We start from the raw sequence: 24,768 nt of genomic DNA, 5'->3' as shown, positions 1-24,768 counted from the left end.
GTACGGTCGTATGACGATGGTTCGAAGGTGTCGTATGACGGTTCGGATCATCTGACGTCGCAGGTGTCCGGGGACGGCACGGTTTTTAGTGCCTTTGATGCTGAGGGTCGTCCGTCGCATGCGGTGTTGCCGCATGGTCGGGGGTCGGTGGCGATCAGTCATGCCGCGGATGGTGGTAGTACGTGGTCGTATGACGATGGTTCGAAGGTGTCGTATGACGGTTCGAATCATCTGACGTCGCAGGTGTCCGGGGACGGCACGGTTTTTAGTGCCTTTGATGCTGAGGGTCGTCCGTCGCATGCGGTGTTGCCGCATGGTCGGGGGACGGTGGCGATCAGTCATGCCGCGGATGGTGGCAGTACGTGGTCGTATAGCGACGGCACTCGCGTAGAGCGGGACCTGTCGGGCAGGATCATCCGGGAAACCACTTCCGACGGCATAGTCTTCGACCAGTTCGATGGCAACGGCAGGCCCGTCCACGGCAGAGTGCCCGGGACGGACGGCAATCCTCCGCAGACGGTAAGTATCCAGAACAGAGCCGACGGTACGTCGACGTGGACCTACCACGATGCTGGCGGCGCCACCACGATGACGCTGACCCGGAGCGCGTCCGGGCAGCCGCTCACCATGGTTCAGGATGGCTGGACGTTTAGCAATTTCGACAACACGGGCCGGCCGCAGGCGGGACACGGTGCGAATGGTGACGTCACCATCGAGTACCGTGCCAACGGCCTGAGCATTTGGAGGTACACCGACACCGGTGGTGGCCAGACCGTCATCGTAAGGGACGCGGATAACAATCCGAAGACGATGGTCGCCGATGGCTGGATTTTCAGCTCTTTTGACAGCCAGGGTCGTCCGCTAGCGGGCAGCAGCCCCGCCGAGAACGGTGGGCCACCGCAGAAGGTCACCATTTCCTACGGTCACGATGGCTCTAGCACGTGGAGGTACGGCGACGGAACTGTCGTGAACCGAACCGGTGACGGCCATGTGACCTCCATGGTGGTGGACGGCTGGACCTACACCAAATTCGATAACCAAGGCCGTCCTACCTATGGCACCAAGGACGGCAAGAGCATTTCGATCTCGTACACCGGCGACTGGACGGTTACCAAGTATTCGGACGGAACGACGATCGGCGTAGATTCCCAGGGCCACCCGATCTACCAGATCAACCCGGACGGCACGCGCTTCGAATATCGGGTGGAAATTCCAAAGCTGCTTGTCGCCAAGAACATCGTGGCGGCCCAGGCGGCCCTCTTGGATGGTCATTTGGCGCGCTTGCAGCATCAGTCGGAAAACATCGTTCACGAATGGCAGAGCCCGGCCGGCCGGCAGTACGAAATGCTGACCCAGAAAATCGATAACATCAGCGACGCCGTGCAGGCCATCCTCCACGAATCAGTCATCGCGCTCGAGCGGTCCTATAACCAGTACGTGGCCGCCGAGGGTGGCAACCTCAACAACTTGACCCCGGTTGACTTTCATGCCAACGGCTCGGTCAGCCCTCGATAATTACGAAAGGCGGAGGCAGTGCAGAACTTACAGGTAACGCCGCAGATGGTCACGGAGGCGGCGGGCAGTTGTGACGCCACGAACGGCGAAATCGACGCGGAGTTGGCCGCCCTCAGGTCATTCGTCGTCAACCTGCAGGCGCAGTGGCACGGCGTCGCGTCGGATCAGTTCAACGCGCTGATGACCGACTTCGATATTTACGGGAGGATGCTGCACAACGCGTTGGCGGACATCGCCAGCGGTCTGCGCGGCAATGCCGTCAACTACATCGACACCGAAGAGGCGAACATCAGCAGCCTGGTTTCCGTCAACGGCGACATCCCGGGTGCCCGGCTCTAACCGAAACAAGGAGGACTCATGCCCGATCCCAGTAGCAGTAGCTTGCGGGTTCCGTTGGAGCTTGAGATGGCAGGGTCGCAGCTCAACGGCAAGGCGGCCGAGATCGTCAGCGAGCTGGATGCGCTCAAGAGTAAGCTCCAGCCGCTCTCCGAGACTTGGCAGGGCGATGCCAAGACCTACTACGAGGGTCTTCAGGGTGAGTGGAACCTCGCCGCTGACGGCCTATTCGGTCCCGAAGGAGTCCTCGGCCTGATCGCCTCGGCGCTCAATCTGAACTGGAACAACTACTCCCGCTGCGAATGGGAGTGCCTCAACACTTGGAGACCGAGAGGCGCTTGATCACGTTATAAATCGGGGGCGGTGCCGGATCAAGCCGGCACCGCCCCCGACCGTTCGCCCGGCCCTGCGGGTCATTCCGGTTCTTGGGCCCAGGACGCGCGGTCGGCCCCGGCGTACATCTGGCCGGCGTCGTTGAGTAGGCCGCTGAACGTGCCGATCAAATGTATGGAGCTGCCGCACGCCTGGAGCAGCTTGTGCTGAGCCTGGATCGTATCCGCGGTGTTCTGCGGGTTGCGGTCCACCACGTCGGCGTAGGTGCCGGCCGGCCTGTTGACAATATTTCCGTATTCCGAATGTTTGGAATCATTCTTCGCCGGATGGTAATACGGGATTAGCTTATGTGGATCGTCGGTGACGAACATCCAGGCCTCGTCCCGCGTGACCTCGTCGCGGAACGCCTCGAATTGAGCGATCTGATTTTTCGCCTCGTGCAGGATGGCGTCATTCGCGCGGTGGATGTGGTCGAGTTGGACGAGGAACCTCTGCCCTGCCGGCGCTGGCGGGTCGAGCGGATTGCCCTGCCCGTCGATGCGGACGCCCTTGTCGTTGGTGGCCTCGCCCTTGTCGTTCTTGTAGCCGCCTTTGCCGTCGCCCTCGATCGCCGGAGCCTTCGGAGCGGCGTCTGTCGGGCTGGTGAAGTTGGCGGTGTCGCCGTTCAGCGTCTTGGCGTCGTCCCAGGTCTGGGTCAGATCAACAATGCTCGCACCTTCTGCCATGTCTGACTTCTACGCGGTCTGCGCCCGGACAGCAACGTCCTCTTTGAGGCGACGCGGGCGTCTCAAAGAGGGCAGTGCGGTCGTCACGCTCCCGACACTAGCCTTGGCTCAGCGTCCGGAATCTGAGGAGCAACCCACCATGTCGGACCCTTTCCCGTCGGGAGCCCCGACCTCTTACGACGACGCCTTGAGTGTGTTGTCAGTCGACCCGGGGGCGATCTATCAGGTAGCACACGTCGAGATGGTGGCTGAGCTCGACGAGATCGTGAAGTGCTGGAACAGGATCGGCAGCGCCTGGTCCGACCTGAAACTCGGCTGGGCTGGCGAGTCCGCCTCTGCTGCGGAAGACTTCAACCGTCGGCTTGACAACGTGCAGGCCGAGCTGTTCGGGGTCGATGACAAGAAAGACCCCAAACCGGGAATCTTCGGGCTGATCCGTGGTGTCGCCGTTCAGGCGGCCAGCAACTATGACGGCACCGAGAATCAGATCTTCCGAATGTTTCAACAGTTCGCGAACAATCTGGAGTCGGCAAGCGGCGGTGATGCGCCACCACAGGGCTCGGATGCCAACCCGATCAAGATCTCGTACGGCAATAGCTGATGGAGCACCCCGATACCGCCAAGATCCGTGCGCTCGCTGCCAAGTGGCACGAGCAGGCTAACCGCTTGGAGTACTTCAACGGCTACAAGGATGGCGTTGTCAACGACATCGTGTGGACGGGCCAGGCGGGCGAGGAGATGCGCAGGGCAGTACGCGGTGTCGGCACGCAAGTAGGCAAGACGGTCGAGGCGGCCCGCAAGTGGGCGGATCAACTCAACGAGATCGCCGGTAAGTGGGATGAGGCGATCGCGAAGGAAAAAGCCAACACGATCCTGATGTGGATCATGACCATCTTCAGTATCTTTCTGATCCCACTGACGTTCGTTCTCGGTCCGGTTCTCGCTGCGGTCGCCGACCTGCTGATCGGCATGACGAGCCTGGCCGGGCTGGCGCGCACCGTGGCCATGTTTGTGCTCGACTTCGCCCTCGGCTTGGTGGTGTACGGGTCGATGTCGTTCGGCATGGAAATGGCCGGCGGCGCGATCGCCCACGCTGTGACCCCGGGTAGTGGGAAGCTCGAGCTGAATAAGTATACGGCGATCAGCGCCGGTGTGGGTGCTCTGTTCGGCGGCCTCATGACGCTCCGTTTCAGTGGCCTACGTGGCGGCGCTCCCGGCGTGGGTGCCAGCAGGACGGTCGACGTCCCGGTGGTGGCGCCGAATTCCAGGGGAGTTAACGCCAGCGGCGCTGGCACGGGCATCAGCGGCACCCGAGCTCAATCGTCCTTCGCGGAGCACATCGACGCGGCAGCGGGTGGCCCGAGGCTGGGTACGGCCGGCTCGACCGGTGTTCACCCCGACGTGCCGGCCACCGCGGGACCCACGCGTGTGGCGAGTGGTCGGATCTCCCCGAGCAGCGGACATGACTTCGACGTGTCGGGCGGGGCGCTGGGCGCGCGGGGTGCCGTGTCGCCGGAGCGACTCCCGGGTGCTCCGGTCGACGGCGCAGGCCGACCGGTACCCCAGGCACGTCCGGGAGCTGAACCGCCGACATCCGTCCGCATCAGCGGGGATGGCCCCATGTCGGTGCCGCCGCGGCCGAATGCTGGCGAGGGTCGGGCGGGCGTTCCGGAAGCTCGGTTGGATGGCCCGGGGTCTCGGGCGGGTGTGCCGCCGGAGCCTCGGGTGGGTGCATCGCCGGAGCCCCCAGCGGTTGAGCCGCCGGGGGCTCGGACGGGCGTACCACCGGCTCGGGTGGTTGCGCCGTCGGAGGCTCGGCCGGGTGCCTCCTCGGAGGGTTCGTTCGGTACGCCGTTGGAAAGCCGGCCGGGTCTACCGCCCGATGCCCGCCTTGTGTCGGATGCGCCCACCACCCAGCACCGGACGCCGCTGAACGGCAGTATGGGTCGAGAGCCGTCACCGACCACACCGACCACACCGAACGGGACGCACGGCCCCGGGAGGCTCGCCGAGCCGCCGACGAGTACGGCGAGCGCGGAACCCCACGTGTCGTCCCGGGCCTCCTCGGGCGGGAAGGCCGTCGGCCCGGTCACGGAGACTCCGAGCCCTCCGCGGTCCGGGGCGGAGGTCGCCGGGCCGCGCCTCGGCACGTCCGAGCACGCCGCCGGGGCGCCTCCCGCGTCGCCACGCGCTGCCGGGGCGGAGGCCGGCACACCCACCGCCGAGGTCACCGTGCCGTCACGCGAGGCGCTCAGGGCGCCGCGTGTCGACCCGCAACTACCCAGCAAGTTGCCGTCGCCGCCTACGGCGCCCAAGCCGTCGGTGACGTCCGTCGGTCGGCCGGCAGGTGCCGAAACGTCGTTCGCCGAGACAGCGGTGGGTGCCGGCGGGGCACCGAGGACGGGAACACCAGCCACCACGCCGGGGTCGCCAGCCACCGCGCCACGGGCCACGGACGGTACCCCTGCCGTGTCCAGTAGCGGACCGCGTACGCCGGCACCCGGGACCGCACGCGCGGCGGACGCCGAATCGATCGGAAGTACGCCGCTGGACCGATCCGCGTTCCGGTCCGACGCGGGTGATGCCCGTCCGGCTCGTGCCGATCTCGACGCGGCCGCCCGTGATCTCTCCGGCCGGCACACGGAACTGACCGCCTCCAGGTCGGACGTGCAGCAGCGGGTTCCCGACGCGAAACAGGCGGCGAAGGAACTGCGGGCCGCGAGTGGGGCGGAGGCGAAGGCGAAGTACTGGTCGGCGGTCCGCGAGAGCGCCACCGGGCAGTTCGCGCGGCATCCCAGTGAGCTGCCCGGTAAGAACCGGGAAATCTTGGACCGGTTCGCCGCGTTCGCCGCGACCGAGGCCGGGGTGGCCAAGGAACTACCCGCCATCAGGACGATGATCAGCAACGAGTTCTCGGCCACGGTCCGAGGAGAGCTGAACGGCGCCGTCAAGGCGGTGGCGGACGACATCGTCAGGCGCGCCGGCATGCCGGGGGCCAAATTCGACCCGCTGGTCAACCGTCTCGGCAGCAGCAACCGTGCCGAGTTCGTCCAGGCGATGGACGATTTCCGGGATGCTATCCGGGACTTCCGGACCCAGCAGGCGCGTGGAGGGCGGTACAACCCCGAGACCCAACGCCCGACCACTCTCGACCAGGGCCGTGTCCTCTTCGACGCGGATGCGAAGGTGGCCGCTTACCGCGAGGCCCGTACCATCGCGTTGCAGCGGAACGATGCGCAGTCGGTGCGGATGGCCAACGAGGCTGCCGAGGTCCGACGGCAGGTCGAGACCGAAGCGCGGCTGTGGGCTGGTGCCCGCGACGAGGAGTTCGCGGGCGTCACCAAGAGGATCGGTAACCAGTACGTCGAGGACGTCCAAGCTGGTGTTGTCGCTTCGCCTCGGCCGCGCGCCGAATTCCGGCCCGGCCAGGACCCGCAGCGGGCACTCAACGAAGCGAACGCCCACCTCAACGCGCGGTTTGAGGTGTCCCTGCGCATTGCTGCGGCCGCTGAGCGGTTCCGCCCGGACATCGACGCCGTCTTCAACGCCGAGGCCAGGACCGCGAGGAACATCGCCGCCGTCACCAGGGGACGGCTGGGTTCCATCGATTCGTTGTCGAAAGAGGAGGCGGCCCAGTGGCGGACGTCCTTCCGTAATTCCGTCAACAACGAGTTCGAGCGCATCTGGCGGCCGGTCCACGAGGGCGGACACCTGCCCGGTAGCGCCAAGTTCGAGGCCACCCAGAAGGCGTGGGCCGACCGTTTGAAGGGCATGCGCGAGCAGCTGCGGATTGAGGGGTTCGTCCATCACGGCATGCAGCGCCTGACTAGCGGCATCGGAGAAGGTGCCGCCGGACTTCGAGGCGCGGCCTCGGTTGACACGATGCGGGCGATCGAGGCGGTCCGCGAGGAGTACCGCGCGGCGGTTGTCGATATGCTGCGCGGTATAGGTCGTCGTGGTCCGGATCTGGCGCGGTGGGACAAGCTGGTGACCCGCTTGGAGGCCCAGACAGTACACGCATTCGAAGCCGAGGCGGTTGCCGAGCGCGGTGGGGCTGCGGGAATCGCGCCCGCGCGGCGTGGTGACACGCCCGCAGTGGAGGGCAAGCCCCTGCTGGGCGAACAACCGGCGCCGCCGGTGCAGGACCCTCGGTTGGCTGCCGTGCGGAACCAGGCGATCGAGGACTTCCGCGCGCTGGACCCGCAGTCGCTCGCCAAGCTTCCGCAGAGCATGTCCGATCAGCTCGGGGCCTCGTACCTTCACGAGCGGCTTCGCGCGTACGACGGGATCACGAATGTGGGCAGCGCCCGTGTTCCCGACGAGGTCCTGAGGGATCTGGCGGATGAGGCCCGGCTGGGGTCCGGCCGCGGACCGGTGGTGTGGACCGAGTACCGCATCGAGCTCACCAAGGTGTTGGAAGGTCGTGGCCTGGCGGTCACCCCGACGTCCGGCGGGCTGGTCGTACACCTCGACGCCGGCCAGGCGGTCGCGGACGGCGCGCTGGTACAGGCCACCCGGGGTATGGAGGAAATGCCCAGCGGCCTCCGTATCGTTGCCGGCCCCGGCGTACGTCCGGAGGTGGACCTCGTCGGCCTGGGCCGGCTGGCGCGGGAGGGCGTGGTCCTGCACGCGCCGTTCCTCGACGACACCGCGCTGGCGGCGGTCTCCCGATCGACCGGTTTGACCGTCGCCTTCAAGTCCCGTCCGGCGTCCGGCGAGGTACTCGCCCATCCGGTGGACGGTGCCGGCGCACCCACCCTGTCGCACCTCGCCGTCGAATGGCGCTCGGGCAAACCGGTCGTGGACGCCCCGTTCGATCTGGTCGCCGAATCCCGGTCCGGCGTGTACCGGCTGAGCGGGGGTTGGACCCTCGAATCCCACTCGTGGGGCGTGTGGGCCCGTCCGCCGGAGACGTCGGTCGCGGATGCATTCCGCGTCCGGCTCGGTGAGCTCAACGGCGACCGACCCGTGGTGGTCGGCGTAGCCGGGGTCGACGTTCCGGACGCCGTGGTACGGGAGATCCACCAGCTGGCGGAGCGGATGCCGACGATCGGCGGTCGGTCCGGAATCACCTGGCTCAGCCGTCCGGGGCGTGACGTGGTGCCGGACGTCGTCGACGATCTCGCAGACCCGACGACGCTGGCCCGCAGGCAGATGTACGAGGGCGCGTTCGATCTCGCCGAGACCCGGCGACTGGTGATCAAGCAGGCCGGGCGGGACTTCCTGACGGCCGAACTGTCCGTCGAGCTGCCGTCCTCCAAAGCCGTCGGCAAGCTGTTCGATGCGTACGAGGCGGATGTGGAGGCGCTGTTCGGCAAGTACCTGGGCGGTCGGAACGGCTGGCACGGTTACGCCGACGCGGTGGGCTTCAGTCGCGAGTACGACGAGCTGCGGTCCTCGCTGTCCGGGCGCCTCGACGCGCAGGTGCGCTGGGAGGCCCGGGCCGGCGAGCTGCGCGGCTCCGCCGAGGAGACCTTCCGGCGCCATGATGCTGTCGGGCGTGACCGGGCCGAACTGTTCCCCACGGCCGGCACGGGGCAGGCCAACGACGCCGAACTGATCACCTTGAACGCCGTGGCGAGGGCCGACGGACGCTTCACCGCCTTCTGGGACCGGTGGTCGGAGACGGCGGCCAAGGAGGTCGATGACGCAGCCAAGAGCGGCCTGAACCTCGCTGGGGCCGCCACGGTGGATTCCAGGATCACCGACCTGGTGGAAAACCTGGGCGGCAAGGTCATCGCCTACCTGAAGGGCGATCGCGCGCTGACGGACGGGCTCGCGAGGAGCCGCGCGATCGGCGACGAGGCGAGGGCCGGCGTGGGCGGGGTGGGTGACGAGATCAGCTCCACCCTGTCCCGCTTGACGCTGGACGCGTACGAGAAGGTTTTCGGGGAGGGTGGCTCGTTCGGCGCGGGCCACGGGAAGGCGGTCGCGGATCCGGCTGAGTTGGTCGTGACGCGGGCGATCGACAAGATCGTCACTTCCGAGCAGGTGGCCGTGGTCCAGAAGCGGGTCCATGACGCGTACGCCTCACTGCTCCGTGCCGACCCACACATCGAGACGTCGGCCTTTCTGGATACTCGCCTGGCCTTGGCTCACAACGTTGTCGTTCGGTTGGAACGAGCCGTCGTCGCCCGGGTGGAGATGAGAGAGGCAGCGGGCCTTCGGTCCGACCTGACCCCGGGGCAGTTGGAGCGGTTCCGGGACGATCTGGTCCGCCGGGTGGACAAGGCCCTGTTCGAGTGGGACGGCTCGACTACCGCGCTGGACGGCAACTGGAACGACGAAGTGGCCGCCGCTCAAAATGCGCGGATCGAGAGGCTGACCAACGACGAGCGCCTGGCCGCCGAACTGGACAAATTGGCCGAGCCGCACATGGTGCGCTTCGTCCGAGACGATCTCATGCGTCGCCTCGACGCAGTTCCGGGTCGGACTCTCCTCGAGGACGCAAGCGTGGACCGTATCGGCACGCGGATCACCACCGACCTTCGTCGCGCCTTCGACGACATCTTCACCCCGGACCGTCCGGTCCCGGCAGCGAACGAGGCGTGGGCGCGTAAGCTCGACGAGTTCCGCGCGGGCCTGTCGGGCCGGGTGGAGGGCGAGCTCGATTCGCTGACCAACCTCAGGAGTGCGGCGCAGGAGTTCCACACCATCGAGGGCGCGGCGGCCGCCCGTGCCGGCGCCCCGGCGCGAGCCGAACAGGTCGCCGACCTGGCCGCCGCGCACCGCGCCGACTTCCTGGCCGACCGCGACTTCAACCTGCGGAAACCGACCGACCGTTCCGCCTGGCTCGGCCATGAACAGAAAAACGGTGACCGGTACGGCAGTCACCTCGCCGAGCTGCGACGGAAGGATTTCTTCGTCGGCCTGGAGCGGCGTCTCGACGTCGACCTGCGCGCCGCCGTGGATCGCCTCGGGTTGCGGGGCGTCGAGCGCGCCGAGCCCGAGGCGGCTGCGGCGATCATCAAGCGCTCGTTCGTTGACGAGATACGTGGCGCCAAGAGCAGCGTCAACTCCACAAGCGTGTGGGAGAAGCGCTACCAGACTCTGAGCGACTCGATCGACAGTCAGTTGACCATCAGCATGATGGAACGACGGGTCAAGGCCATCGCCGACGAAGCCGTCACCCGGCACTCCGTCACCCGGCACGCCGGTGATCCACTCAATGTGGAGCCACGGCGCGTCAGTGAGCTGGTAACCAAGGAGTTCGGCGCGGCGCTCCGGCAGCGTGCCCTTGGTGCGCTGCCGCCATCGCTCGGCTCTCCCGAGCAGCGCGAGGTGCTGGCGGGGATGGGCCCCGGGGTGCAGCTCGAGGTCGACCGGCTGCTCGGCGCCGAGGGAATCGGTGAGTCGGCGCGCGCCATGGCGAGGGCTGTGGTGGACCAGGTGAGTCAACAGCTATCGACCAACTTCGCGGTGCCGAACGTCCAGCAGGCCGGCTTCGTCGGGGAGCGGGCGCGGGCCGTCGTGCGCCTCGACGAGGCGATCGCGGAAGAGCTGGGCCGGCAGTCGCGGGTGCCCACCGCCTCCGCGTGGACCGCCTCCGCGTGGGCCGCCTCCGCTGCTGTCGTACGCCAGGACGTGCTCGGCAAACTCGACGAGTTGCACGAGCAGGACTGGAATTTCGACCGGAATTCCTGGGCGCGCCAGTTCGACCAGATGTTGAGCGGTATCGGACGGAGTATCAACTCCGAGGCGTTGCGCGGCGAGATCGAGCAGCACATCACCACCGGCCTCGACCACGCCCTGCCTGACGCGCTTGCTGCTCTGGAGCCTCATTCGACCAGTAGGAGAGCGCTGGAGTCGGCGGGACGTGCCTTCAGGGTCAAGTTCCTCGCCGAGGTCCGGCGGGAGATGGCCACGTCACACGTCACGCTCGCCGACAAGACATCGTGGGAGAAGAGGTTTGAAGGACTGGACGACTCGTTCCACTCCTGGGTGACCACCCAGCTGGTCGGCGACCGGGCCGAGGAACTGGTGACCCGACACGTCGCTGGCATGCAGGGCATCCACACCGAGGAGGACGCGGCCAGGCTGGCCCAGGTCGAGCAGCGGCTCCAGCAGGCGGTGAAGGATGTTCTCGCGCCGTACCTGACCCTGTCGGCAAACGCGATGCTGCCGCCGTCGATAGGTGTCGAGGAGCAGGTGACGCTGGCCGGCGAGATCGCTGCCCGGTTGGACGAGGCCGCCGCCGTCGAGGAGGTGGCCCCGCTCGGCGAACGCGTCGTCGAGTCGCTGCGGCTGCATCCAGTGGCTGCCCTGCCCGGGGCGGGACTGGCCGCCGAGCGGGCGGCGCTGAGCGCCCGGGTCGACGATGAACTGCGTGACGTTGTGGCGCGACACGAGCCGGGCGAGCTGGTGCAGAAGGCACAGTCGATCCTTACCGGACGGGCACTCGGGCGTTTCGACAAGCTGGCCGACGCGGGCTGGGCGTTCGACCGCGGCAAGCTCGACAGCCAGGTGACAGGCGACCTCGCGGACGCCGACGAGTTCGTCACGACCTACGTGCGCCGGAACCGTGACAAGGCCGCGCTGCCGTCCGTCGTGCAGGAGCGTCTCGCCGAGGCTCGGCGTGGCCTTCACTCTTCTGTGACAAAGGCCTTGACGCAGCTCGAGAAAGACATCGTGGAGGAGTTCGACCGCGTCCATCCGGAGGGCCGCCCGTACGGCGACCTGGAAGTCGCGGTCTGGCAGGCACGTCTCGACGGCGTGTTCGGGAGGGTCGAATCCTGGCTGGTTGCCCAACAGGTGGGTGACCGAGCCGTCGCGAGCGTCGGGACGGCCGATCAGGCTGCGGTGCGGCAGGCTTTGCGACCGTACCTCCAGGTGTCGGCGACCAGTCCGCTGCCAGCCTCGATGGGGCCGCGTGAGCAGGAGTCTCTCGGTCGAGCCCTGCTCGCCGACGCGGCACCGACGGTCCGCGACCAGTTCGCCGAGCGCCTGCGCGCGAAGCCGGTGCCGTTCCGGGAAGGGAACGACTTCGCCGCTCGGCGGGCCCGTACCGAAGAGCTTCTGAATGCGGCGCTCGTCGAAGCTGGGGTCGCCGTCAGGAACCAGGCCGTGGAGCAGCCCGCTCTGCGGCACCTCGACGGTGCGATCGAGGAGTACCGGCGAGAGGTTCTGGCCACCGTCGATGCCGCTTTCGAGCGCGACTGGCGTGCGCCGGCCGTCAGCGTCAGCTACCAACTGATCACGGCGAAGAGCGCGGTAACTCGACGGATGATCCGGGCGCACCTGGTGAGCGAGATGGACCAGGACCTCGCCACGAGGGTCTCCGGGCCAGCGGCCGGGGCTTTCCGGGCGGCGGCGCTTTCGCACGTCACGGCGAGCGTGGCGGCCGGAGACGAGTTCGGCCCTGCCGAGGTGGCAGCCTGGCGGCGGGAGTACGAGTGGGTACTCCAACGTTCTCAGGTGTGGCAGATCGTGTGGGTACTGGCCGACCGGGCGCATAACCTCGTCTCGGGTGCGGAAGATCTGTACCCGGAGCAGCGTCAGCGGTACGCGAACGCGATCGAACAGGTCGTCAAGCCGTACCTCGACCTCGGCAAGGGAGGCCGCCTGGCGTCGTCGCTCGGCCTCCGCGAGCAGGAGCGCCTGGCGGAGGAGATCGCCTGGTCCATGCCCGAGCAGATCGGCGACCTGTTGCGGGCTTCGGTCCACGCCGAGCCGATCAGCGACGACCCGGCCTGGGCCGGTCACTTCGTCGCCTCGGATTTCACCGCCGAGCGGGCACTGCTGGAACAGCGACTGTTGCAGGAGGTGCCGGGCACGGGTGTGGCGGACGAGGCCTTCCGGGCTGAACAGCTTCGCCGCTTCGACGCGGCGAACGAGGTGGACTGGGACTTCAACCGGGCGACCTGGAACGCCGATCTCGACCAGCGGCTTGACGCCAAGGCCGACTGGATCAGCGCCTGGGAGCGGACGGTCGACGCGCGGCGCGAGTTCGGCGCCGGCCTCGATGCGGCGCTGGACGCCGCTCTTGAAAAGCTGCCGGCGTCTGAGCCCGCGAAAAAGGCCGCCCAGGAATTCTTCGACGGGGCCACACTCGAGTTCGAGGCGACCTATCGGCCTGGAATTCCGTTCGGTGACACGCAGGACGCCGAGTGGCGACAGCGGCTCGATCAGCTCATCGGACGGATTTCCGGCTGGCTCACGGTACGGCAGATCGGCATGCGAATTGCCGACCGCATCGGCGAGACGGTCCTCGAAAACCACGGTCCGCGGTCCGCCGAAAACGGGCGGTGGGACATCGCCGATCGCATGATCGGGCAGGTCGACGACGCGGTGGCCGAACTGTTGGATCTGCGGAGGAGCCGCCTCCTGCCGCCCACACTCGGCGTGCAGGAGCAGGCCAACCTCGCCGCTCACCTGACCCGGGACGTCACGAAGTGGGACGCCGAGAAGATCGGGCTGCACCACCGTCCGCAGGAGGCCGCTCGACAGTGGTTCACCGAGGAGCCGGTGGCCGTACCGGCCGGCGACGATGTCGCTGCCCAGCGAGCACGGCTTGCGGACGAACTCGAGTCGGTCAGCGGCGACGACGCGGCGGTGACGGCGTTCCGGACCGACGTGCTGCGCGACTTCGACGCGACGCACGCGCGGTGGTGGGACCTTCGGCCCGAGTACTGGCAGGGTGTCCTTGATCGGCGGTTGATGGAGGCGCCGACCTGGATCGATGCGAAGACCCGGTGGGCCGATGCCAGAGCCGGCATCGCCAGCGGGCTCCGGACGCAGCTCGACGAGGCTTGGGAGCGGTTGCGGTTCACCATAGACGACGCCGCGACTGGGGCGGCCGAAGCCGCGCTCGTCGCCGCCGTCACGGACGAGTTCGACCGCACTTACCCCGCAGAGTCGGTGTTCGAGGGGGCGGCGCAGAAGGCGTGGGCCGAGTGGCTGGGGAGCTTTGGGTCCTATCTGGACGCCTGGCTCACCATTCACACGCTCACCACTGGGTCACGGGAGATCATGCCGGCGACCGAAGCCATGGCGCTGGGCAACGCGCTGCGTCCGTACCTGGACGTCAACCGCATCGCCAAGCTGCCCGCGGTGTTCGGTCCGGCCGAGCGCGACGCGCTCATGCGGCAGATCGCCGACGAAACGATCATCGAGATCCCCGAATCGCTCGTCAGTGAGATGCCCGTCCGGGATGGGGTTGGCTTCGCCGTCCATCGAGCCGCGCTGGTCGATCGCCTGGCAGAGGTGCTGCGGCCCTTCCGGGAGAATTCGGAGGCGGACGCCGCAGCCGCGGGCGCGGTCGAGGCGTTCGTTGCGCACGTCCTGTCCCGGGTGGACGCGACGTTCGCCCACGACTGGAACGGCGGCGAAAATGCCTGGGATCGGGCGTACGAAGATGCCGTCGGAAAAATTACGCCCTGGCTGGATAGCTGGGCGGAGCACGATCGGAGGCGCAGCGCGGACCGCGACGCGCTGGACCGCGCACTCAACGAGAAGAATGCCAACCCGCGGGTTCGGGATGCGATCCTCGCGGCCTTCGACCGCCACTACGCGGGCTACGCCGACTCGGTGGGCTCCGTCACCATCGCCAGTGAACACTGGCAGTCCCGGCAATCCCGGATTCTTGACGGCTTGGCCGAGCATCAGCGGCGTACCGAACTGATCGACAGGCTGGCCGGTTCGATCGACGATGTGGTGGCCAGTCTAAGCGCGCTCTGGGGAAGCGCGGGCGTCCAAGCGTGGGAACTCGACCAGCTCAGCGAACTCGGTGAGCGCGTACGGGACGGCGTGCGGGCGGCGTTGCAGGACGGCGCTCTCCCCGATCGGCTGACGGCGCGTCCGGTCGAGGACCTCACTGAACAGCTCGATCGGCACGTCGGAGCCTGGGCTGACAGGGGCCTGATCAGCCCGGCCGTACGGGCGCTCGCCGCCCAGCTGCGAGCCGCGCTGGTCGCCGAGGCGCGCGACGTCCTGGGTGAGCCCGAATCGGCGCCGACACCGCCGGCTCTGACTCACACGCGGTTGACCGCGCCCGACTTCGCCGCTGACTTCCGGCGTACCGTGCTGTGGTTGGGCGCCGGGCCGCTGGATGCCCATCACGTCGACTTGGAGAAGGAATTCGCCGCTGCGGGGGTGAAGATCTTCGACCGTCCGTCCGGTGCCACGTTCGAGGACATTGCCCGCGGGGACTACCACGATCTGATCCAGGAGTTCCGGGTCCGGGAGCCCTTTTTCCAGCGGGTCGACGCGTTCCGCCGTTCGGCGGACGACGTGGGCGCGCTGCGGCAGCGGCTGGGCGGCGGGCGGCCGCAGCTCGTCGACCGACTGGTGGCAGAGTTCGAGCAGGCCGTCCGCCGGCTCGCCGGCCAGGCATGGGAGGCCACCAAGTACGAAGGCTCGCGGGTCGAGGCCGCCGTCGACCTCTTCGAGCAGCACCATGCGAAGCTCGTCGACACCGTCGTCGGGCAGCTGTCCAAGATCACCGAGGCTGAGCAGCGGCGGGCGCGTGCCGACAAGATGGTCAGCGCGCAGCTGCACCAGTTCGAGGCCGAGAACGGCCACCTCCACCCGGAGGCCCGAAAGATCGCACACATCGCGACGCAGCTGCTCGGGATGCCGAAGCACCCGGACCTTGGCGACGGGGCGGTGCAGGCGCTACACGGGCAGTTCGGCCTCGCCGCCGCGTACAGTCGATTCCTGGCCGACCTGCCGGCCGGCGCCCCCGAGGCCGTGCGGCGGGAGGGGCTGGACGCGTACATCCGGCTGCTCGCCGAGCCCACCAACTCGGTGGAACAGCTCGACCAGGTGCTGACGATGCTCGCCGGGCAGGCCCGGCGGCAGATCTCCGTCGAGAAACAGCTGGCGGCGTCGATGTCCAAGCTGGACCGGCTGAGTAAGGCGCTCGGGTCGGTACCGGCGGACGACGAGCGGACGACCCTCGAAGGCTTCCTCCGGGCACGGGTGGACGAGGAAGCCGCTCGTCTAGTCGGTGACATCCGCGCCCGGATCAGCGTTGCCCACTACGCGCCGGCCCTCGTCGACGCCGAGCTGAGCGGGCTCGACGTCGAGCTGAACCGGGCCGCCGAGCGCTGGGCGGACAACGAGGCACTACGGGCTCTGGCGAGGATTGACGAGGGGCGCGACTTCCTGCGCGAGCCTGGAATCGACGGGTTGGACAAGATCCTGTCGGCCCTCGCCGGGAACGCCAGCCCACCGGCGCTGGCCAGCCTGCTCAATCTGCTGGCCGCGCTGCCGTCGATGGGTGCCGAGGCGGCGGCCGTGGTTGCCATCCTCGAGAACGTCGACCAGTTCCTGAACGGCGAGGCCGACGCGTACAAGCGGGCCTTCGACCGTGCTGCCGACGTGCGCAAGGGATCCCGCGCCGAGCTCATGGAGTTCGTCAGGTCGCTCCGCGTCCTCAACCCCGCGATGGTCGAGTTGGGAGACCGGATCATGGACTGCTAGGCCGCGTCGTAGCCCCGACGGACGTCGGCTGTCCCTTACAAGAGGACTATGGGGCACTCCCTGAACCGCTGCAACGCTCGAAGTATGGCGGACGACAGCGTGGACAGCCTGCTGCGGCAGGCCCAGGAACTGCAGGACCAGCTCGTCTCTGTTCGGGACCAGATGACGGTTCTCGAGGTCACCGGCACCGCGGGTGGGGGCGCGGTAACTGTCACGATGACCCCGACGGGTGAGGTCAAGGGGCTGCACATCGACGACGAGGTAGTCGCCGGCGGGCGCGAGGAGGTCGAAGAGACCGTCCTGCTCGCGTTGCGCGACGCTGCGGCTCAGCTCCGCGAGCACGCCACCGAGCGGATGGCGAGCCTTCAGGACGTGCTTCGATCCACCGGTCGGTTCTAGAGCCCGCCCAGATCGAGGAGAACCTGATGGAAGAGCAGTACGAGTTCGAGCCGGTCCGCCGGGCGGAGCTGGTCCGGGCAGGCATCGAGGTCCCACCGGTGGTGGACTTGACCGGACCACCTTCGGCGCTGATCGAGGCGGCGGTCGACGAGGTGGACGAGGCGGCCCGGTCGGCGGTGGCCGAGCTGCCCGGGGCGGTGGCACTGTGGCGGGCGTGGCGCACCGGTCCCGGCCCGGACGTGACCCGGGTCCTGCTCATTGAGGTGGACCGGCCCGACGATGACCCGTCCGAGTTCCGCAGCCGCCTTGCAGAGGCCACGGCAGCCGACAACGGCACCCTGGTCGAGCTGGTGGGGACCTACGTGGAGGCATCGCCGTATCAGCGGCAGATCCGGCGCGGCGCGGCGCTGCTGTGGGCTGCCGAGGCCGGGGAAGGCATGCGGATCGCGCGGGCCTTCGATGTGGTGGATCCGGTCACTGGCCCGGGGTTCGCCCCGGAACACGAGCGGCTTGACGACACTGAACGCGACGCCGTGCTGCGCTACCTCGAGGACGCTCCGCTGCTGCTCACCTCGACCGAGCGGATGATCGACGTGGTGGACCCCGAGCGCGGCAACGTCGTTCCGTTGGATCACCGCACCGATGGGCTGTGGGTATGGACCGACAGCGTTCCGTACTACCTGCGTCACCACGAGCTGGCACCCGATCCGGAGTTCCTGGCGGCGATCCGGGCCGGCAACTACCTGCTGCCCCCGGTCACCGACATCGGTCGGCATCGCGCGCTGGCCGAGCTGTTCCGGCCGGTCGACGTCGTACCGGCGTGGTCGGTCTGACCCGTCGGTGAGCGGAAGGCGCCGGGCCCGCGTCGGGCCCGGCGCCTTTCGCCGTACGTGGTCAGGGCTGGATCAGCAGTTCAGAACGCCCGCCGACAACAGGCGAAGCTCGTCGGTGTGGTTCTTCATGGAGGGTTGCAGGCCGGTGATGGCGTCGACCCACTGCTTCTTCTGCTCGACGGTGAGCTTGCCTCTGTTGGCCGCGATGAAACTCTGGGCGTTCTCGAACTCGCCAGCCTTGATGTCGCCGAGCACGCTGAGCACCGAGACCGAGATGTCGGTGACACCGACGGCTTCGACCATCGCTCCCAGTCGCTCGGTGGTGAGGCCGCCGTCGACGGGCATGTTGAGCTGACCGGCGGTCTCCAGTCGGCCCACCGAGTCGAGCAGCACCTTGGGCCGTAGCGCCTCGTCCGCGCCCGCGTAGTCGAAGACGATGTCGGCCTGACCGACCGCGCCCAGCTCGAGTACCGGGGCGAAGATGCTCAACTCGGGCTGACCCGGCACCCGTTCGATCATCTTCCCGACCTGGGCCAGGGCAGTCGTCATCCGCTCGGCCGACCACTGCTCCTCGAGTCGATGGAAGATCTCGCGACTCACGGTGAGGTCGGGTGCCCAGATCAGCTCGCCAAGGGCGTCGTCGACCCGAGCGACGGCCTCGGTCGGCCGGGCCAGCCTGGCCGCCGCGTCCAGGACGTCGGCGGTGATCCTGTCCCAGATGTCGCTGGAGGTCTCAGTGCCTCCCTCCCGCGGCGGGGTGGTCACCTTCCAGCTGTGATCCATCTGGAGGCTGCCGAACCCCGAGCCCTTGGTCTTGTTTAGGGTCGGATGCAGAAGTGCCGCCCCGTACCTTGCCACCACGTCGAGCAGGTTGGTGTCGGCCCGACCGCGGGTGACCACGACGGGCAGTTGGTCGCGTTGGGCGAACTGTTCGAGCAGGTTGTTCAACGCGGCGACGTCCTCGGCGAGCGCGGCCCGGCCGGCTCCCGGAGCGCCCAGCAGGATCACCGGGTGCTCCGCATCCGCTGCCTCGGCCAGCTGGTTGACGAGCCGCTGCGGCGCATGCCTGCTGTTCGAGGAAATGACGTGCACGGCACCGTGTTCGGTGACACCGCGGGTCAGCCGCAATCGCCAACTCGGGGGACCAACCGCCTCGGTGGGCATGACCGGCTGTTCGGTGGCAGTGGCCGCCTGTCGGTCTGCGCTGTCGAGCAGGCGCTGAATACGCGCGGGGTCGGGTAGGCCGAGGGCGGTCAGGTCGGTCACGGCCGGGGCGTCGCCCCCGGTCAGCAGGTTTCCGTCGTCGGCGGTGAGAGCCACGCCGGCCTCGACGCGGGCGCGCGACAGCCTCGGGCCGTGCTGCACGACCATCGGCGTACGGCCCGACACCTGTCCGTCGGCGGAGGCGTCGCGGATCTCCCGGAAGCCGCCGGAGACAAGACGGAACCGGCCGTCGTCGCCGAGCACCGTCGGTGAGATCACCACCTCGGTCAGGTCGTTGGTAGTGCCGGGTACGACCTGTGCGACCCCGCCAGCGGCCAGCACCCGTCTGTTTCCGGCGGGTAGCAGGGTGAACAGGCGGGTGGCGAAATCATCCAGTGACGTGGTGCCGGCGCGGGTTACGGCCAGATCGCAGATGACGGCGACGATATCGCGACCAGCGGAGTTCGGGTCGGCGACGATCAGGTCGCGCAGTTGCTCGTCCGTGATGAGCTGGCCGTCGATCACCGGTCCGGCGGCGGTGCCGTCGATGAACACCGGGTACTCGTTGGCGCCGGCCCGGAACTCGCGTGCCGCGTCGATGAGGTGCTGCTGATCCCGGCCGAGCAGGTAGAGACCGGGCTGATCGCCGGGGAGGTAGACGGCGACGTCCTGCGGCGAGGCGTGCACCCCGCTGGTTGCGACGGTAGCGGCATATCTCATCCGTGTCGCCTCGGCTGAGCGATCCGTGTAGTGAGTGCTGAACGAACCTGGGTTGGGAGCGAGAACCGGTATCGGAACCGGCTGCAGCACCGGATGTCGCAAGCGGGGCAGGAGGTGTAAATGGACCTGCTGGCGACCGTACGCGTAGAGATCCCTCGGTCTGTCAGTTACGAAGGTGAAGGCCCTGTTTACCGCGTTCATCTCCGCGATGTGCTGCCCCGCCTGTGTGGCGCTGGGGTACAGGGGCCACGGATCCACCACGAGCGCGTTCGGGTGTCCCAGTGGGCCGATCACGACGAAGGCGTGACCGCGTAGCTGGCCCCGATCGCGGACGTTGCCGTGCACGAGCGTGATCGGGACGCCAACCATGTCCGGCCTGGCGACGAGTTCGGCGAGCGCCACGGCCGCGTATTCGTCGCAGACGCCGGTGCGGAAGTGAGCGGCCATGAAGGCTTCGGTGCTATAGAACCGGAGCGCGTCGGTGTCGTTCGGAAACTTTCGGTACACGGGTGCATAAACGTGACGGACCAAGGCTCCCGCGCCATTGTTGTAGCGCGCGATGATCTCGTCGTTGTTGGCTGGGCCGTAGCTGAGCTTCTCCCGTACCCGTCTGATGACGGTCTCGGCGACCTCGTGTGAGGTGTTGAGCCAGGACTCTTCCCAGGGGATACCGGCTTCGACGGCGGCGATCTGGGTTTCCAGATTGGTGCCGGACGCCATCAGTTGGGTGGCCTGCGTTGTCAGCCTGGTGTCGAGTTCGTGGAGAATGGTCTTCAGAGCGGACAGAGCGCCTTGCGTCCCACGGAAGTGGGCGTACAGGCTGTTGAGCACACCATTCTCCTGGGGGGTGCGGTAGTGACCCTGCGCGGAGAGGTGCAAATACTGGCTGATCTTGTCGAAGTTCGGTAGGTGCTGGGGAAGGACGTGCGGGCGTAGCCCAGGCAGTCGGCCGCGCTGGTTCAGGTCCCTGCCGATATGCGCTACCACGTGCCGCGCCTGGAGGACCGCGTCATTGAGCGCTCCGGTTCGCGTCCGGATGCCGTCTTGCGCCAACTTGGCGAGCCGCACCAGTTCGCCACGGAGCCTCTCGATATCGTTCGCTCTGAGGCGCTCGAAGACGTTGGCTGACATCTGTGCCGGGTCGGAGTGCTGAAGTGCGTCGGCCGCGTGGAACAGCATGCCGGCGTGCGCCAGCGCGTGGTCACCTGCCTGCGTGGCCCACGTGACGATGGCCTCCGCTGCGTTGGCCGCAGCGGTACGGGCAATCTCAACCGCCTGGTACGCCTGGGCGAATGTGTAGGGAAACGGCACACCGACCACGGTCGAGTCGATGGCTGTGCCGATGCCGGTCAGTTCCCGCACCGTCTCGGTCGTCGGCGCCTCGTCACCGGTGAGCACCGCACCGGATGCGTCGGTGAGGCGTACACCGTCTCCCCCGCGTGTCCTGGAGAGTGCGGGCCCGTGCTGGGTGACCACTGGGACGCGTGCCGGGGTCGTGGTGGCCAGGGCGTCAGCGTCGGTATAGGTGCGGATGCCGCCGGCGACGAGCCGGAACCGGCCGTCGGGGGTGAGGTCCGTGCGCGTGACGAGCACCTCGGTGAGCCCGTCGGACTCGACGGGTCCTGGTTGGACCGCGGCGATGCCCCCCATCGCCACGACGCGTGGGTACTCGCGTGGCAACGCCGCGAACAACGCGGCGGCGAAATCATCGACGACTGTGGTCGACGAGGCCGCGTCACACTGCACGAGGATGATGGTCTTGCCCCGGGACAGGGGGTCGGCAGCGATGAGATCGCGTAGCTGCTCGGCTGTGATCAGCCGGCCCCCGACGACCGGGCCGGCCGGGGTGCCGTGCACGAACACCGGATATTCGGTCGGGTCCGCCCGGAAGTTGCGGGCGGCGTCGATCTGCGCGGTCTGGTCGGGATCGAGCAGTAGGAGGCCGCCTCGGCCGCCCAGGTAGACCGCCGCCGCCGTCACATCCGGGTGCACTGCCGGCACGGCACCGGCGAACGGCTCCCGCAGGACGGCGGCGGCGTCCAGCTCCGCCGAGACGATGGCCGGGCTGACCTCGATCGTGCCTGGGTGGCGTGGCAGGGTTGTGGCCTGCGCGCCCGTCGGAGTGTCGCGCAGCAGGGCGACACCGTCGGGTGAGCGCACTGCCAGCAAGTCCTCGGGTGCGTCGATGCCGGCCCGGGTGACCCGCACCCGCGTCGCGTGTCCGACCGCCAGGTTCGCCAGATCGCGCCAGAGTCCCCTGATCCCGCCCTCGATGGTCCGGAACTCGCCGGCGGGCACGTCCGTCAGGTCGATGCCGGCGAAGCGGGCGTCGACGATGGGTAACGGCAGGCCAAGCTCGACCCGGTCACCAGCCAGGCGGACCTGGCCGGGCATCGGTGGTCCCGGGACGATCCGACCGAGATCGTGACCGAGCTCGCCGGCTGAGTGCTCGGCGACGAGATGCGTCGCCGGCAGCACCAGCACGTACTCCGCGGTGGCTGGTTCGGCGGGAATCCCGTGGGCGTCGATCGGCAGCACCCGGTCACTGGTCGAGCCTGCCAACGTGTTGCCGAGAAGGCGGACCGGTAGTCGCAGCGCGTCGGCGCGGGTGATCGCCGCGTCCAGATCCAAGTCCGCGGCGACCGACATCGGCGGGGCATCCACCGCGCGGGCGAGCACGCCCAGCGGTTGTGCCAGCAGAGCCTGCGCGGTCATCTCGGGGGCGGTCGCCCCCGAGATCGAATGGATCAGGTGCAGGCCAGCCACTGGCTCGGCGAGACGCACCTCGGGTGGGAGGGTGGTCTTGTCCACGCTCAGGTACTGACCGGACCGCACCCACGTGGTGACGAACTCGAGACAATCCACATCTGCGCCGTCCGCCACGCATGCCTCCCCACAGTAGGAGATTTCAGCCTCACAGTAGGGGACGGATCGGCCGTAGTCCTCATGCGTGGGACACGACGTCCCTGCCCGGCTCCGATTTCTCGCCTGTTGCGGACTGAACCCGGAACCCCTCCCGTCCGTTGTGGGGACACGACGTATCACGCCCCGCCACCGAGGGAGCAGTTATGCCCGCACTGTCCGACTGCCTGCCTGGTGTGCTGGCCACTGTGCTAGGCAAAGGGTTCATATACCTGGCCAATTCGACAGCGTCGCAGGTCAAGACCGGCATGTTGGAGACCGCCGAGCGGATGAGCGTCGGCGACGGGGTGAATGTCTTCGTCAGCCGGGATACCGCTCTCGATCCCGCGTTCCGCCGGTACCTGGACCAGTTGGACCCGAGGGCGCGGGCGACGCACGTGGTCACCGTGCTCGACCCGGAAACACTGCTTCCGGTCAGCGACCCGGAGACGCTGCGGTCCGTCGCGGCCGGCCTCGACCTGCCCGTTTCGACGGTCGAGCCACTCGCGGGCAAGGATGTCGTGCCAGTGGATGCCGCGGGTCGCGTGACCGCCGAAGAGGCGGCCAGCTACCGGGTTCTTCCGCCGAGCGCGGCGGCTCAGCGAGCGGCGCTGGTCGACGCAGTCAGCCTGTCCGAGACGCCGTCCAGCATCCGCGATGGCTTGGATCGGCTCGCCAGATGGCACGAACGGACCGCGCTCACCCGCACGCAGTTCGGACTTGGCGTCAGCCCCGGGGAACTCGCGCACACCGGACCATCGACGCACGCGACGACGTACGCGCTCGGCGCGTACGCCGCGCGGTACGGGGGTACCGGCGCCTTCGACCTGCTCACCTCGACCGAGCCGCCGACGACCACCCGCGTGGCGAACGCGATCGGGGGCAGCCTCACACCCGTGCGGCCGGCGGCGCTGGCGACCGTGCTCCGCCGTACCCCGGGTTCGTCGGCGCTGGTCACCGGTACCGCGGCGGGTACCTCCACCGAGCAGGTGTTCTGGCTGACCTCGGACGAGAACGGCACTCTCACGTGGCACGACCCGCGCGCCGACGGTAAGACGCGGGAATTCGACATCGACGGCGGGAACGACTGGCGCACGGCCGTCCTCGAACGCGACGACGCGCGAGTGATGCTGGTCGGCCCGGACGGCACGCCGGTTGCCCTGCGCGAGGCCGTCGGGCCTGGGATGGTCCGTCCGCTCAATTACGAGGTGACGTGGGTCGGTCCGTGGCCAGAGGAGAACGTGAAGCGGTACGGGATGGACGAGGTCGACTTCTTGGGCGAGCCAGTCGTCGCAGTCGACGTGCGCGAGCAGCCCGGTGAGGGCCACCCGTTGGACCCGGCACAGTTCGTCGAGATCAGGTCGCAGCTGCAGCGGTACTACCTGAACAACGTGCGACCGACGGTCGTGGCGACCCGCCCGAACGAGGAGATCGAGCAGCTCGCCCGGACCTACAAAGCGTCTGTGGTCCAAAAGGTGATGCGGGGCGGTATCGACGCACAATCCAGCTGGCAGGTCATCGCGCCCGACGCCGCGCCGCAGCCCTTCGACGGTCGCGTCGTGACCCGCGAGATCCTGGACGCCGCGAACCTGTCCAGCATGACGGCCGATGAACCGTTGCCGCCCGTTCTGGTCGAGTTCCTGACCCAGAACTCCTACCAGCAGGCGGCGGACCACTTCGCCGACCATGTCGACCAGTTGCGTGATCCGGCTGTTCTCACGGCTTCGAGGGGCCTGGCCGCCGAGTTCCCGGAGGATCTCCGGCTTCAAGGGCTCGACCTGGCCCTGCGAGTGGCCGCCCGGACACCCGTCGTCGCCGGGACGGAGCCGGTCGAACCCGCCCTGGCGCAGATGTTCGACGCCCAGCCACCCTGGCCGACGGGTCAGCCCGTCGACGTGCGTTTCGTTTTCGACTATCTGACCGCGTCGACCCGATGGCAGGGCGAGTTGGTGCCCGACCCGGGCACGCGACCCAGGACGACGCACGGCACCCGGATGGCATGGGACAGCCTGCTGTTCCAGGGCATGCTGGACCACGCCATCGACCCGACCGAGGCGACCACGCTGGTCCGCGCCGTCGGTGAGTCGTACGAGGAACAGATGACGCGGGTGGCGGACGGGGCGAAGGAGGTCGCCCAGGCGCACGCCTCCATCTTCGAGGCGGTCAAGCTGCTACTCAGCGAGGATTGGGTGCCAGGGAGTGACGACTGGCGTCAGGTGCTGTCAGTGGAATGTCTGAGCGGCGCGGACCGGGTGCCCTGGCACTTCCGGTTCAAGGAACTCCTGGCGAGTGACCGGCTCAACGGAACGCCGGCGTTGGCCGACGAGATCAAAGCACTGACAAACGAGATTCTGACCTGCCACTGACGCGCCGGGTCGGAC

Annotated in this window: 11 protein-coding genes; 8 read left to right on the top strand and 3 right to left on the bottom strand. The window is 68.1% G+C overall.

What is annotated here, in order from left to right:
• The 3 genes from ACGFH9_RS25530 to ACGFH9_RS25520 all read left to right on the top strand — a co-directional run.
• The coding region (locus ACGFH9_RS25530; protein WP_393223821.1) for a hypothetical protein at positions 1-1,515 on the top strand (1,515 nt) is incomplete at its 5' end.
• Between the two features lie 18 nt (positions 1,516-1,533).
• Positions 1,534-1,854, top strand: coding sequence for a WXG100 family type VII secretion target (locus tag ACGFH9_RS25525; protein WP_393223818.1), 321 nt, complete (start codon positions 1,534-1,536; stop codon positions 1,852-1,854).
• Positions 1,855-1,872: 18 nt separating this feature from the next.
• Positions 1,873-2,193: a WXG100 family type VII secretion target gene (locus ACGFH9_RS25520; RefSeq protein ID WP_393223815.1), complete on the top strand. Its 321-nt coding sequence runs from the start codon at positions 1,873-1,875 to the stop codon at positions 2,191-2,193.
• A gap of 71 nt (positions 2,194-2,264) precedes the next feature.
• Here the strand turns inward: ACGFH9_RS25520 and ACGFH9_RS25515 are convergent, their stop codons facing one another.
• Positions 2,265-2,909, bottom strand: coding sequence for a hypothetical protein (locus ACGFH9_RS25515; RefSeq protein ID WP_393223812.1), 645 nt, complete (start codon positions 2,907-2,909; stop codon positions 2,265-2,267).
• Here ACGFH9_RS25515 and ACGFH9_RS25510 point away from each other — a divergent pair.
• A complete protein-coding gene (locus ACGFH9_RS25510; RefSeq protein ID WP_393223809.1) occupies positions 2,908-3,510 on the top strand; it encodes a hypothetical protein in 603 nt (200 codons plus the stop codon). The genes ACGFH9_RS25515 and ACGFH9_RS25510 overlap by 2 nt on opposite strands.
• On the opposite strand, the gene ACGFH9_RS25505 is transcribed toward ACGFH9_RS25510, so the two are convergent.
• Positions 3,411-4,001: a hypothetical protein gene (locus ACGFH9_RS25505; RefSeq protein ID WP_393223806.1), complete on the bottom strand. Its 591-nt coding sequence runs from the start codon at positions 3,999-4,001 to the stop codon at positions 3,411-3,413. The two genes, ACGFH9_RS25510 and ACGFH9_RS25505, sit on opposite strands and share 100 nt — an antisense overlap.
• A 1,377-nt stretch (positions 4,002-5,378) precedes the next feature.
• Between ACGFH9_RS25505 and ACGFH9_RS25500 the strand changes: the two genes are divergently transcribed.
• The 3 genes from ACGFH9_RS25500 to ACGFH9_RS25490 all read left to right on the top strand — a co-directional run bounded on the left by ACGFH9_RS25500 (position 5,379) and on the right by ACGFH9_RS25490 (position 17,563).
• Positions 5,379-16,331, top strand: coding sequence for a hypothetical protein (locus tag ACGFH9_RS25500; RefSeq protein WP_393223804.1), 10,953 nt, complete (start codon positions 5,379-5,381; stop codon positions 16,329-16,331).
• Between the two features lie 84 nt (positions 16,332-16,415).
• Positions 16,416-16,730: a YbaB/EbfC family nucleoid-associated protein gene (locus tag ACGFH9_RS25495; RefSeq protein WP_393223801.1), complete on the top strand. Its 315-nt coding sequence runs from the start codon at positions 16,416-16,418 to the stop codon at positions 16,728-16,730.
• 26 nt (positions 16,731-16,756) lie between these two features.
• Positions 16,757-17,563 carry a hypothetical protein gene (locus tag ACGFH9_RS25490; protein WP_393223799.1) on the top strand — a complete coding sequence of 269 codons (807 nt, stop codon included), beginning with the start codon at positions 16,757-16,759 and terminating at the stop codon, positions 17,561-17,563.
• A 72-nt stretch (positions 17,564-17,635) separates the two neighbouring features.
• Here the strand turns inward: ACGFH9_RS25490 and ACGFH9_RS25485 are convergent, their stop codons facing one another.
• Entirely contained in the window at positions 17,636-22,369 is a 4,734-nt protein-coding gene (locus tag ACGFH9_RS25485; RefSeq protein ID WP_393223796.1) for a hypothetical protein, read from the bottom strand.
• A 185-nt stretch (positions 22,370-22,554) separates the two neighbouring features.
• Here ACGFH9_RS25485 and ACGFH9_RS25480 point away from each other — a divergent pair, with 185 nt between their 5' ends.
• Complete coding sequence (locus ACGFH9_RS25480; protein ID WP_393223793.1) at positions 22,555-24,753, top strand: hypothetical protein; 2,199 nt, start codon at positions 22,555-22,557, stop codon at positions 24,751-24,753.
• The last annotated feature ends 15 nt before the right edge of the window (positions 24,754-24,768 follow it).

The organism is Micromonospora sp. NPDC049102, assembly GCF_043197485.1.
GTDB lineage: Bacteria > Actinomycetota > Actinomycetes > Mycobacteriales > Micromonosporaceae > Micromonospora.
This window is presented reverse-complemented; position numbering and strand designations above follow the sequence as displayed.